The organism is Acinetobacter sp. UBA2581, from assembly GCF_002339435.1.
Taxonomy (GTDB): Bacteria; Pseudomonadota; Gammaproteobacteria; order Pseudomonadales; family Moraxellaceae; genus Acinetobacter; species Acinetobacter variabilis.
The window spans coordinates 19,616-31,857 of record NZ_DDLD01000085.1 but is presented as its reverse complement, the minus strand read 5'-3'; the positions used below and the strand labels follow the sequence as shown (position 1 = coordinate 31,857).

Below are 12,242 nucleotides of genomic sequence, written 5' to 3'. Positions count from 1 at the left end.
TTTCCTTAAAATCTTCTAATACGTTTCAATGGTCTGTATATAAAGCCAGCTTATTTTTTACGACGTGTGCTATAACCACGTTTTGCCAGTTCCAGCTTGGCAATCATACCTTTATGCACTTCATCCGGACCATCAGCCAGACGTAAGGCACGGGCTTGGGCAAAGAATCCGGTCAGCGGTGTATCACGAGAAACACCCGCACCACCGTGGATCTGAATCGCCATATCCACAACTTTTTCCAGTACACTTGGCGCAACGACTTTAATTGCAGAAATTTCAGTCAGTGCTGCCATATTCCCTAAAGTATCCATTTTATAGGCAGCATACAAGGTTAATAATCGAGCCTGATCAATGGCAACGCGAGCTTCTGCGACACGTTCCAGGTTACCACCCAGTTTTAAAATCTCTTTACCAAATGCGGTACGGCTCATACCCCGATCAATCATAAGTTCTAATGATTTTTCAGCAGCACCGATGCAACGCATACAATGGTGAATACGGCCTGGCCCTAAACGCCCTTGGGCAATTTCAAAGCCTTGACCTGCACCCCCAATAAAATTCGAAACTGGAACACGAACATTATCGAAGCTGACTTCGCCGTGGCCATGTGGTGCATCATAATCACCAAAGACTGGAAGCATCCGTTCAATTTTCACGCCTGCAGTATCGACTGGAACTAAAACCATGGAATGCTGATGATGACGGTCTTTGGATTCATCCGGTGTATGTGCCATAAAGATGATGATTTTGGCATTTGGATCACCCAAACCCGAAGACCACCATTTACGACCATTCAAAACAATTTCATCACCTTCAACTACTGCCGTCGCCTGCATATTGGTAGCATCACTTGAAGCCACAGCAGGTTCAGTCATACAGAACACTGAACGGATTTTCCCTTCCAGAAGTGGCATCAACCATTGCTGTTTTTGTTCTTCAGAACCATAGCGCCACAATACTTCCATATTACCGCTATCTGGCGCATTACAGTTAAAGACGGTAGGTGCAATCAGGCTTCGTCCAGAAAGTTCAGCGATATGTGCATATTCCTGAACGGATAATCCCTGACCTAATTCTGGACAAGGCAAAAACATATTCCAGAGACCTGCCGCTTTGGCTTTATCTTTCAATATTTCAAGCTCTGCCGGCCATTGCCATTTGGTCCAGTCGCCACCTTGATTCAGTTGATGCACCTGATGCCAGAAACCAGCCTCGACAGGTTCAATTTCATCAGTAATAAACTTTTTTGTTCTATTTAAATAATCCTGTGCTCGTGCAGACAAATCAAACATTGCTTTATCCCTCTGAATATTCTAATTCATACGCTTTACAATACCTTAACCCAAAATATATTATGAATAAAATGATTTAATTCCATATAGCAATATGCATAGTATTCATTCAAAAACCGTGATGGACCTACGAAATTTTCATCGTATTGATATTAATCTTTATCCACTTTTTATTGCCATTTACGAACAAAACAGTATTTCTAAAGCCGCGCAAATTCTATCGATAAGCCAGTCAGCGGCCAGTCATGCTTTACAACGTTTAAGACAGCATTTACAGGATGATTTATTTGTGCGAACGGGTAGCAAGATGCAGCCCACACCGTTTGCGGATCAGATCTATCCTGAAATTAAAAATGCACTTTTTGCGATTCAGAATATTTCGATGCAGCATCAGCAATTCAGACCGGAATTGATTCATAGCTTAAAAATCGCTGTACATGATGAAATTGAACCCATGATATTTCCAAAATTGGTTCAACATTTTCAAAAAATTAACCTGGATCTTCAGCTGAGTAGCATGAAACTCGACCGTAAAAATATTGCTGCAGATCTCGCCTCTCAACAGGTCGATTTTGTCATTGATCTGGAGCAAAGTATTAGTGAAAAAATTCAGTTTGAACGACTGGTACAAGATGAATTCGTGGTCTGTACACAACAAACAGAAATGAATGAACAGATTTATCTGGCCTCACCTCATATTGGCGTTTCCTCACGCCGTACGGGAGTTTTAGTTGAAGATATATATTTAAGTCGAAAACATTATTCTCGGCAGATTTTTTTACGTTGTCAGCACTATTCCACAGCCCTGCAAATTCTGGAACAGCAAAAGACTGCCATGCTGACAATTCCTAAAAATGTATTGACACATCTACAGTTAGCAAACTGTCTGAATATTTTTGACGTTCCTGTACAACTGCCGAAAATTAATATGGGGATGTATTGGCATAAAGATCTGCAAGAAAATAAAAGACATCGATTTTTGAGAAATGAAATTTATAAAATTTTTACTTAGGCTATTTATCAGATGATTTAAAATTGCTTAGGCTATTTTATTATCAGGTTTTAGGATTGAGATTGGCCTAATTTGCTAGTACTTAGGCTATTTTATCGGTACAAAACTAAACACTGATTGATGACTTTTTAAGCCTTATGCGGAGTGGCTTTGATCTAAAATGGCTCAACTTTTAGCTGTGTTTATGCGGCTGTTTTTGCTGATTTGGATCTTGCCCTTGTTACATCTCTCCACCACCTGGCAAATTGTGCTGGGCTTCGTACTTCTGTGTTTTTCCTATTATCTGCTGCATAAAATTACGGTGTATTTAAAGGACCTATTTCGCCCCTTTAAGAAAGGTAAGAAATACTGGTGCCGGGTTAGTGCTGTCAGTGATGGCGATACCCTCACCTGCTACCGTTTTAATATCCGTCGCTCTGAGACCAAACTGCGCTTTGCTTATGTCGATGCACCTGAATCTTCACAGGCCTATGGTAAGGAATCGTTACGCCTGGTTCAAAGTATGGTTAAAAATAAAATGATTCGTGTACAAATTACTGATATTGACCGATATGGTCGCTGTGTCGGTGTGGTCTATCGTTATCGCAAGAATATCAATGAAGAGATTGTGAAACGTGGTGCGGCATGGGTTTATGAGGAATATATCCGGGATAAAAACCATTTACGCTATATGATGGAACTACAGAATAAAGCCAAAAAGCAGAAAAAAGGGTTATGGAAAAATAGCCGCCCTGTCCGTCCAAGTGTGTATCGTAAACAGATCAAAGCCTCATCTTGATTTTAAAGATCTAAAATTTAGCTTATAAAAAAGGGATCTGTACTAACAAATCCCTTTTGCTTGTTCAGTTCATATGATGACCTAATAGGCCAAATGTACCAGAAAGCGGAATGCCCCTGCAATAAGTGCCAGTGTCAAAAAACCTGCAAGCCATAAGCCTACAAACCATACTATCTGTTTGCGTGTCATACCCGCTCCTTAATGATAACCATCATCACCAACACGCACCTTGTGTCGGAATACCCAATAGGACATGCAGGTATAAATCACGATAATCGGAATCAGGACTAAGGCTCCAATCAAAGCAAATAACTGACTATTTTCATGTGCCGCTGCCTGCCAGATCGTGACTGATGGTGGAATAATATAAGGCCACAGACTAATCAGAAAACCGGTATATGCCAGGAATACCAGCACTAACATATAGGAAAATGGGCCTAGTTCACTGCGTCTTTTACAGGCACGTAAGGCCAGCCAGGTAAACAATATGACCAGGATCGGTACGGGCATAAAGTAGGTAAATTGAGGCTGGCTGAACCAGCGCTCCGCAATTTGCGGATGGGTCAACGGCGTATAAACACTAACAGCACCTAGAATAATCAATAAGGCTACAATCAGCTTCGGCATCAGTTTAAACATGCGATCCTGTAAATCATCACCGGTTTTATAAATGAGCCATCCACAGCCTAATGCTGCATATAGCACCACGACACTGATTCCTGTAAAGATACTAAATGGACTGAGCCAATCCAGACCACCACCTACATAGACACCATTTCGTGTTTCAATTCCCTGAATATATGCACCCAGGATCATCCCTTGCAAGAAACTGGTGATGATCGATCCACCTATAAAAGCTTTATCCCACCAGTGTTTGCTTTTATTCGCCTTAAAACGGAACTCAAAAGCAACACCACGAAAAATCAAGGCGATCACCATCAGGATAATGGGCATATACAGTGCTGAGAGTACCGTCGAATAAGCCAATGGAAAGGCAGCAAATAATCCAGCGCCCCCTAGAACCATCCAAGTTTCATTACCATCCCAGACCGGAGCGACCGTATTCATCATGACATCGCGTTCATCCTGATGCGGGAAGAATGGAAATAGAATGCCAATGCCCAGATCGAAACCATCGAGAATAGTATAGACCAGTACACCCAGTCCAATAATCGCAATCCAAATTAATGATAAATCAATCATTTTTTATCCTCCTGATCCGGATGTTCAGGAACCTCTTCAATACGTTCGCGAATACTGCTCAATGGTCGACGGGAAGCCTGAACCACATCGCTATCCGATTCATGATGTGGTCTGGAATGAATAAATTCTGGACCTCTATGCATTAGGCGCAACATGTAGAAAATTCCTACGCCAAAAACAACGCAGTACACCACCACAAAGATAATCAAGGTCAAACCGACCTGTTCAGCGGACACTGGTGATAATGCATCTTTGGTCCGCATAATGCCGTAGACAACCCAAGGCTGACGGCCGACTTCTGTGGTAAACCATCCTGCCAGCATGGCAAGAAATCCGGATGGACCCATGATGAGTGCAAAACGATTCAGACCACGTGACTCATAAAAACGTCCTCGGGTACGTGACCATAGCCCCCATAATGCAAGCAAGAGCATCAACATACCCATCCCGACCATAATCCGGAAACTCCAGAACACGACCAGTGAATTGGGTCGATCTTCAGGCGCAAAATCTTTAAGCCCCGTGACTTTTCCATCCATAGAGTGCGTCAGAATCAGGCTACCCAATTTAGGAATACCAATTGCATATTTGGTTTCTTCCGCTTGCATGTCTGGAATCCCAAAAAGGTATAAAGGCATTCCTTCATCATGATTGGTTTCCCAATGGCCTTCCATCGCGGCCAGTTTGGCTGGCTGATGTTCAAGTGTATTCAGACCATGCATATCCCCCACAAAAATCTGTAAAGGTGCAAGTGCCAGAATCAGCCACATGGCCATGGAAAATGAAGTTTTAACTAAAGGATCGCGACGACCCTTGATCAGATGCCATGCCGCTGTTGAAGCTACAAGTAAGGCCGAGACCAGAAAGGCGGCCATCGCCATATGGGCCAGACGATAAGGAAAAGACGGGTTAAATACGATCGCTACCCAGTCCTGCGGGACGATCAGGCCGTTTTCAATCGCAAAACCTTGTGGGGTCTGCATCCAGCTATTGGAAGATAAAATCCAGAACATGGAAATACAGGTGCCGACTGCGACCATTAAAGTGGAGAAAAAGTGTGCTCGTGGGCCAACCCGATTCCAGCCAAAGAGCATGATGCCCAGGAATCCGGCTTCTAAAAAGAACGCAGTTAAAACTTCATAAGCCAGCAAGGGTCCGGTCACACTTCCAGCGACCCGGGAAAACTCACTCCAGTTAGTTCCGAACTGATAGCTCATTACCACACCGGATACGACGCCCATACCAAATGCGACGGCGAAAATTTTGACCCAAAACTTGAACAGATCCTGAAAAATCGGATTTTTAGTCTTTAACCAGCGCCATTCCAGAATAGCCAAAAAACTTGCTAATCCGATTGAAATTGCAGGAAAGATAATATGAAAAGATACAGTAAAGGCGAACTGTATGCGTGCTAACTCTAATGCAGTTAAACCCAGAGTCATAAACTTCACCTATGCAGTGTTATGTGGCATATCTGCCCTTCAGTTATTAAGTGATGGATTTTTCTAGTGCTTAGGTAGCTTAGGCTGAATCATTCTTAAAAGTATGTAGTCTTTTGTTGATTATTTTTTAATCAAGTTAAAGACTTGTAATAACTTAGTCAAAAAGACGTTAACCATGCAAAAATTTTCAAAATTTCCCTCTTGTCTAATTGAATAAAGAGGCGTAAATTAGGCACAATTTAGTTAGCCAGGTTAACTATATGTTTCAACCCTCTTCCAGATTTCGTTCACTGTTGCTGCGTTGCGCACGACTCATGAGTGATGAAATCAATACTATTTTATTATCCTCCCAACTTAATTATTCCTTATGGCAAGTGCTCTATACCATTCAATCCCAACAGCAATGCACACTGGTTGATATTTCAAGCTATTTAAATGTTTCAAAACCAAGCATAACCAAACGTATCCAGCATTTAAGTGAACTCGACTTAATCTGCCAGATCGAAACCGAAGATAAACGTCAAAAGGTATTTAAACTCAGCGAGCAAGGGGTTAAAACCTTTAACCTGTGTTCTAAACAGATTGATGCTTTTGAAGATCAGTTACTGCAACAGATTGACGCAGATGATCTGCAAAGCAGTAAAAATACTTTGGTTCAACTGATTCAGCAATTACACCCTTCATCTCAGGAAACGCCACAATGAGCCAAGATCAAGCCCGCTTATGGACCCCTAATTTCGTCCTGGTCAGTCTGGTTAATTTCCAGCTTGTTCTGGTGTTTTACCTGCTGGTGATTGTGATTGTCGGTTTCTCGGTCGCTGAACTGGGAGCATCGACTGCACAAGCCGGTCTGGTATCCGGTCTGTTTATTGTCGGAACGTTAATTGGACGCTTATTTATTGGGAAATTACTGAATCGTCTAGGGCTGAAAAATACTCTGGTGATTGGCCTGACTGGCTTTTTGCTATTTTCCGGACTTTATATGATTCCGGCCAAACTAGAAGTGTTATTGGGTATTCGTCTGATCCACGGCTTTATGATGGGTATGGCCTCTACCGTACTCGGCACAGTAATTGCGCAAACCATTCCGGCAACACGACGTGGTGAAGGTATCGGTTATTTCAGTATGAGCAGTACGCTTGGTACAGCGATTGGTCCTTTTGTCGGGATCTGGCTGATGACGAATTTTAATTATCAGGTGATTTTTATCTTCACCACTATCGTTGCGCTCAGCTGCCTGATCTGCGGTCTGTTTATCCAGCCGCCGCGCCTTAAAGCGAGTGGTACATCAACTTCCTCTGTTCCACAATCTGCCAGTAAACTCGCTCAATATGTAGAGCCCAATGCCTTGCCGATTGCAGTGATTGTCCTGCTGGTGGCTACCTGTTATTCAGGCGTATTGTCCTTTATTCACTTCTATGCCAAGGACATCAATCTGGTCGAAGCAGCCTCTTTCTTCTTCCTGATGTATGCCTTTGCTATTCTGCTGTCGCGTCCTTTTACTGGCCCATTAATGGACCGCAAAGGTGAAAACATCATTATCTATCCTGCAATCGTGATTATGGCAGTAGGTATTCTGATGCTGAGTCAAGCACAAAACTCTGTGATGTTACTGGCGAGTGCCGCGTTATTAGGTTTTGGTTTCGGGAATATCCAGTCCGTGTGTCAAACCATTGCTGTGAAAAGTACCACCTTGCAACGGATGGGTCTCGCCACCTCAACCTTCTTTATTGCACTGGATGCAGGTCTTGGTTTCGGCCCTTATTTCCTCGGCATGCTGCTGGATCAGGTGGGTTATCGTCAGCTTTATCTGTTCTCTGCATTGCTTACCTTTAGCTGTCTAATCTGGTATTACCTGCTGCATGGCCGCAAGGTTAAATCGACCTCAGTTAAAGCTTAAACGAGTTGATTCAATACTTTTTTAAACGGGCATCAAGCCCGTTTTTTATATCTCAACTTATTTTTGGGGATTAGTTCAGCCTTTTTGATCATCATCGGATTTAAAGGCTTCGGACTAAAATGGTTAGAACGTGAAGTTTTTATTTACTGGATTATGTTTACAGGCTTCCTGCAAAGTATCACTTCAACCATTTATACGCATTATCTACGTAAAGACATCTTTAGCTAATATGTATTATATCAAGAGAGATTTTCGAATCTCTCTTTTTATCAAAATCTAGAAACGTCGGCTAAAACGACGGCGATATTCTAAGGGTGTTAACCCTGTTTTTTTATAAAATAAACGCCGAAATGAGCTTGGATCCTGATAGCCGACATTTTGCATAATCAGATCTATTGCCTGATCAGTTTCCTCAAGCCGTTTGCGTGCTGCTTCAATGCGAATGGCTTGTAGATACTGGTTCGGTGCAATATTTAGCGCCTGCTTAAAATGCCGGATTAAAGTACGAGTGGTAACATTAAAACGTTCTGCCAGTGCATTCAAAGTGAATTCTTCATGAAAATGCTGCTCTAACCAGTCCTGAACTTTTTGCACCAGTTCATCATGATGAGGTTGACCAATCTTCATTAATGAATAAGAGAGTTGGCTATCGCGTCGATAATCAATCACAAAGGATTTGGCAGATTGCATGGCAACTTCAAAACCATAGAAACGTTCAATCAGATGCAAGCCTAAGTCAAACCAGGCCAAGCCTCCACCTGCACAGTAAATATTCTGATCCCGGCTAATCATCAGATCGGCATTGAGTTTGACCTGAGGATAACGGGCACGAAACATGTCCTGAAATCCCCAATGCGTTGTCGCCACACGTCCATCTAATATGCCGGCTTCTGCCAGAAAGAAATTCCCGGTGCAGTTTCCAGCGATTAAGGTGGATTGTGCATGAGCGGAAGTTAAAAACTGAATCAGGCCTGGATTTTCATCCAGTACCTCTTGAATAGGTGCGGCAATGGTCGGCACTACCAGAATATCTGCTGTTTGAATCTCTTTATACGCACAATGAGCTTGCAATTCCAGACCATTAATACAACGAATTGGCTGTCCATCTGGACTTGCGATCCTGACTTTAAACAGGCGTTGCACATCCTGCTGCTGAATCCGGTTCCAGCTCACGCCAGCCATAGCAAATAAATCGACGACACCTGTAATTGCTGAAGCCAAAGCACCATCAAAGCCTAAAATCACTACCTGTTGCATATTTTTCTATTTGTCGTTTTTCACCCGATTCATGTCATTATTGACAATCCTCCTTGATAAATGCAACTGCTAGTCTTGATGCTATCTCAAGGATTACACATTCAGGATCGTACTGTGACTCAGCTGATTAATGATAAAGACCTCAATTTTCTGCTTTATGATGTTTTCAAACTCGAAGCCTTAACTGACCTGGAACGTTATCAGGATCATGACAAAAATACCTTTGATAGCATTCTGGAAACGGCAAAAGGCATCGCGACCGATTATTTTGCGCCGCATAATGCCAAGGCTGATCACCACGAACCGAGCTTTGATGGCAAACAGGTGAAGACTATTGATGAAGTGAAAATAGCATGGCAACAATTTGCTGATGCTGGTCTACTCTGCGCCCAGCATGATTACGCAGACGGCGGCATGCAATTGCCGACTTTGGTGAATATGGCCTGCAATGCCTATTTTATGTCGGCGAATCCTTCGACTGTTGCCTACTCTTTTCTGACAGCCGCTGCAGCAAATCTGATTCAGGCCTTTGCTTCTTCAGAACAAAAACAAATGTTCTTGCCGCATATGCTCAGTGGCCGCTTTGCCGGGACTATGGCGATGACCGAGCCGAATGTAGGTTCCTCTTTGGGAGATCTGACCACTAAAGCGATTTCTCAGGCAGATGGAAGCTATAAAATTAAAGGCCAGAAAATGTTTATTTCTGGTGGTGATCAGGACATTACTGAAAATATTGTGCATCTGGTTCTGGCTCGTATCCAAGATGCACCACAAGGCGTAAAAGGTATTTCCCTATTCATCGTGCCGAAACTCAAAACCAATACAGATGGCACTTTAGGTGAATCCAATGATGTCCAGCTGGCTGGCCTGCTACACAAAATGGGCTATCGCGGCACTACTTCAACAGTGCTAAGCTTTGGGGAAAATGACAATTGCTTAGGCTATTTAATTGGTGAAGCGGGGCATGGCTTAAAATACATGTTCAAGATGATGAATGAAGCACGTGTCGGTGTTGGTCTCGGTGCAGCCATGATTGGTTATCGTGGTTATCTGGAATCTCTGAACTATGCCAAAAACCGTCCTCAAGGCCGGCTGGTTCATGAAAAAACACCTGATGCCAAGCCCGTGAATATCATTGAGCATACTGATGTCAAACGCATGTTATTAGCACAAAAGTCTTATGTTGAAGGTGCTTTGGCGCTGTGCTTATTTGCAGCCCGCTTAATTGATGAACATCAGGCTGTACAAGATGAAGATAGTGCTATTTTGCTGGATCTCATTACACCCGTGGTCAAGTCCTTCCCTTCTGCCTATGGTCCTAAAGCCAATGATCTGGCGATTCAGGTCTTGGGTGGTGCGGGCTATACGCGTGAATATCCGGTTGAGCAATGCTATCGTGATAACCGCCTTAATCCGATTCATGAAGGCACTTATGGGATTCAGTCTCTGGATCTATTAGGCCGTAAACTCTGGCAGCACAATGGCAAAGGCCTGACTCTGCTCATGCAACGCATCCAGAAAACCTTATTTGAGATTCAGGATAGTAAGTTAACAGAACTGGCAGATGTCTATAAACAGCATCTTGCCACTGTGCAAAAGACCACTCAGGTTTTAGGTCAGGCTCTGCATCAAGGCAACGTTAGTGAAGCTTTGGCCAATTCTGGCCTATATCTGGATATGATGGGCAAAACTATTATTGCGTGGTTGTGGCTGGAAATGGCTAATCAGGCTCAACTTAAATTTGGCACATCTTCTCAACAGGAAGATAAAGCTTTTCTGGCAGGTAAAATTCAGGCAGCTCAATATTTTATTCAGTGGGAACTGCCTGAAATTGAACATCAGGCTAAATTACTGATGAACTTCGATGACACCTGTCTAAATATGCAAAGTGACTGGTTCTAATTAAAAATCAATAAAAATGCGCCATTTGAGGCGCATTTTTTATTTGTTTACATCATCAAGCCGCAGCGTCTTTTAGACCAAATTTCTTAAGCAGCTTGGCACGCTTCGAAGGCAGAATATTCGCTTTAGTCAGATCGCCTTGATAATGCTGATACACACGTTGATCCATCATTTTGTACCACAATGGTGGAATCAGTGCTGGAATCAGCATGGTAGCATAACCACTTGGTAATTCTGGCGCTTCATCAAAATGTCGCAATGCCTGAAATGGCCGGCTTGGATAGGCATGATGATCTGAATGGCGCTGTAACTGGTACAGGAACAGATTAGTCACGATATTGTTATTGTTCCAGCTATGTTCGGGCAAGGTTCGCTCATAGGTACCATCCGCTTTTTGCCCGCGTTTCAACCCATAATGCTCGATATAATTCACGATCTCAAACAGGCTGATGCCATAGAAGGCCTGGGTCAGCGTATAAGGAATAATTTTTTTGCCATACGTTTTCAGCATCAAGGCATGATAGCCCGCACTCATGGCCCAGCCATGAAACAGTTCATTCTCCTGACTAAAGAATTTTAAGCCTTTACGTTCCAAACGTCTTTTTTCTATCTGAATTGCTGATTTCAAGCCACCCAATACGGTACGTGGCCAGAAACGGTAGAAAGATTCACCCATTTTCGAAGATGCCGGGTCTTCTGGCGTCGCCACCCGTTTATGATGTCCATAAGGATGCTCAATCCGGAAATGGTTATAGGCCAGTGGCATCAGGCTGGCATGCGACCAGTAATGGTCTTTTTTCTGAGAACGATGGCTCAGCTCGTGCGCAGTATTCACGCCGATTCCATTGATCGCCCCCATAGATACGCCAAGTAGAACCTGATCGACCAGAGAAACATTTGGGCGGGATACTACATAGCCTGCAAAAGCATTGGCAGCCATTTGCAAAGGAATAAACATCTTCACAATCCGGTCATAATAAGGATCTCTGACCAATGCCTGAATCTGCTCATCATTTGGATTATTGGCATCATCACCAATTAAAGCATCCAGAGTCGGGATAATCACATGCAATAATAAAGGTCCACCCATCGCAAAGACTTTTTTAGTGGCTTTGGGACCAAAATGATAGCCAGCCAGAATTCCCATACCGATCACAGGCAAACTGGGACTGAGCAGCCAGCCAAAACGTTTTTTATCCAGTTGTAAACCTTTCAGCGCTGACACATCCTGCGTGAACTGAGCTTTGCTAATTTGTGCAGGGGCATTCATTACGACCCTCCTTTTTTATGTTACTCTGCACATATAGTTGAATATTTCAGCATTAGCAAACAGTATTGAACGTCCAGAAAAACTATGTCAGCGTCTTTGGCGCAATAGGCTAAATCTTGGCCTTAAATCACAATTCTGGACTATTTAAATTTAATTAAATGAATTAAAACAAAAGAATAGAGTCAG

12 protein-coding genes are annotated in these 12,242 nt (G+C 43.0%); 6 read left to right on the top strand and 6 right to left on the bottom strand.

The genetic code is table 11. The features are described 5' to 3' along the window. Window positions 1-50: 50 nt before the first annotated feature. A complete protein-coding gene (locus tag B3Q46_RS10765) occupies window positions 51-1,292 on the bottom strand; it encodes an acyl-CoA dehydrogenase family protein (RefSeq protein WP_004785542.1) in 1,242 nt (413 codons plus the stop codon). A 94-nt stretch (window positions 1,293-1,386) separates the two neighbouring features. Between B3Q46_RS10765 and B3Q46_RS10760 the strand changes: the two genes are divergently transcribed. Next, window positions 1,387-2,304 (top strand): LysR family transcriptional regulator, encoded by a 918-nt coding sequence (locus tag B3Q46_RS10760; protein WP_004785539.1) that lies wholly within the window; start codon window positions 1,387-1,389, stop codon window positions 2,302-2,304. A gap of 160 nt (window positions 2,305-2,464) precedes the next feature. After that, entirely contained in the window at window positions 2,465-3,082 is a 618-nt protein-coding gene (locus B3Q46_RS10755; protein WP_004785537.1) for a thermonuclease family protein, read from the top strand. 81 nt (window positions 3,083-3,163) lie between these two features. Here B3Q46_RS10755 and B3Q46_RS10750 read toward each other — a convergent pair whose 3' ends face one another. From B3Q46_RS10750 to B3Q46_RS10740, 3 genes are read right to left on the bottom strand one after another with little or no spacing between them, the layout of a single operon-like run. Continuing rightward, window positions 3,164-3,271, bottom strand: coding sequence for a DUF2474 domain-containing protein (locus B3Q46_RS10750; RefSeq protein ID WP_104426067.1), 108 nt, complete (start codon window positions 3,269-3,271; stop codon window positions 3,164-3,166). A 9-nt stretch (window positions 3,272-3,280) separates the two neighbouring features. Next, window positions 3,281-4,285 (bottom strand): cytochrome d ubiquinol oxidase subunit II, encoded by a 1,005-nt coding sequence (gene cydB, locus B3Q46_RS10745; protein ID WP_004785535.1) that lies wholly within the window; start codon window positions 4,283-4,285, stop codon window positions 3,281-3,283. Then, window positions 4,282-5,727, bottom strand: a complete 1,446-nt coding sequence (locus B3Q46_RS10740) for a cytochrome ubiquinol oxidase subunit I (protein WP_286715366.1) — start codon at window positions 5,725-5,727, stop codon at window positions 4,282-4,284. Before B3Q46_RS10740 ends, cydB begins: the two co-directional genes overlap by 4 nt. Window positions 5,728-5,987: 260 nt before the next feature. On the opposite strand from B3Q46_RS10740, the gene B3Q46_RS10735 reads away from it, so the two are divergent. The 3 genes from B3Q46_RS10735 (at window position 5,988) to B3Q46_RS10725 (ending at window position 7,855) form a co-directional block, all read left to right on the top strand. Next, window positions 5,988-6,431 (top strand): MarR family winged helix-turn-helix transcriptional regulator, encoded by a 444-nt coding sequence (locus B3Q46_RS10735; protein ID WP_004785531.1) that lies wholly within the window; start codon window positions 5,988-5,990, stop codon window positions 6,429-6,431. Next, window positions 6,428-7,627 (top strand): MFS transporter, encoded by a 1,200-nt coding sequence (locus tag B3Q46_RS10730; protein ID WP_004785529.1) that lies wholly within the window; start codon window positions 6,428-6,430, stop codon window positions 7,625-7,627. The genes B3Q46_RS10735 and B3Q46_RS10730 overlap by 4 nt, the downstream gene beginning before the upstream one ends. Window positions 7,628-7,711: 84 nt before the next feature. Next, a complete protein-coding gene (locus B3Q46_RS10725; protein WP_155757227.1) occupies window positions 7,712-7,855 on the top strand; it encodes a hypothetical protein in 144 nt (47 codons plus the stop codon). 48 nt (window positions 7,856-7,903) lie between these two features. On the opposite strand, the gene B3Q46_RS10720 is transcribed toward B3Q46_RS10725, so the two are convergent. Further along, window positions 7,904-8,884, bottom strand: coding sequence for a GlxA family transcriptional regulator (locus B3Q46_RS10720; RefSeq protein WP_004785527.1), 981 nt, complete (start codon window positions 8,882-8,884; stop codon window positions 7,904-7,906). Between the two features lie 78 nt (window positions 8,885-8,962). Here B3Q46_RS10720 and B3Q46_RS10715 point away from each other — a divergent pair, with 78 nt between their 5' ends. Next, on the top strand, window positions 8,963-10,786 hold the full coding sequence (locus tag B3Q46_RS10715) for an acyl-CoA dehydrogenase (RefSeq protein WP_171064828.1): 1,824 nt from the start codon (window positions 8,963-8,965) through the stop codon (window positions 10,784-10,786). Window positions 10,787-10,841: 55 nt separating this feature from the next. Here B3Q46_RS10715 and B3Q46_RS10710 read toward each other — a convergent pair whose 3' ends face one another. Further along, entirely contained in the window at window positions 10,842-12,056 is a 1,215-nt protein-coding gene (locus tag B3Q46_RS10710) for an alkane 1-monooxygenase (protein ID WP_004785523.1), read from the bottom strand. Between the last annotated feature and the right edge of the window lie 186 nt (window positions 12,057-12,242).

Coding starts and splice junctions, on each gene's coding strand:
- B3Q46_RS10750 (WP_104426067.1), bottom strand. CDS start 3,271: ATGACACGCAAACAGATAGTATGGTTTGTAGGCTTATGGCTTGCAGGT.
- B3Q46_RS10735 (WP_004785531.1), top strand. CDS start 5,988: ATGTTTCAACCCTCTTCCAGATTTCGTTCACTGTTGCTGCGTTGCGCA.
- B3Q46_RS10730 (WP_004785529.1), top strand. CDS start 6,428: ATGAGCCAAGATCAAGCCCGCTTATGGACCCCTAATTTCGTCCTGGTC.
- B3Q46_RS10765 (WP_004785542.1), bottom strand. CDS start 1,292: ATGTTTGATTTGTCTGCACGAGCACAGGATTATTTAAATAGAACAAAA.
- B3Q46_RS10710 (WP_004785523.1), bottom strand. CDS start 12,056: ATGAATGCCCCTGCACAAATTAGCAAAGCTCAGTTCACGCAGGATGTG.
- B3Q46_RS10715 (WP_171064828.1), top strand. CDS start 8,963: ATGCTATCTCAAGGATTACACATTCAGGATCGTACTGTGACTCAGCTG.
- cydB (WP_004785535.1), bottom strand. CDS start 4,285: ATGATTGATTTATCATTAATTTGGATTGCGATTATTGGACTGGGTGTA.
- B3Q46_RS10720 (WP_004785527.1), bottom strand. CDS start 8,884: ATGCAACAGGTAGTGATTTTAGGCTTTGATGGTGCTTTGGCTTCAGCA.
- B3Q46_RS10760 (WP_004785539.1), top strand. CDS start 1,387: ATGCATAGTATTCATTCAAAAACCGTGATGGACCTACGAAATTTTCAT.
- B3Q46_RS10755 (WP_004785537.1), top strand. CDS start 2,465: ATGGCTCAACTTTTAGCTGTGTTTATGCGGCTGTTTTTGCTGATTTGG.
- B3Q46_RS10740 (WP_286715366.1), bottom strand. CDS start 5,727: ATGACTCTGGGTTTAACTGCATTAGAGTTAGCACGCATACAGTTCGCC.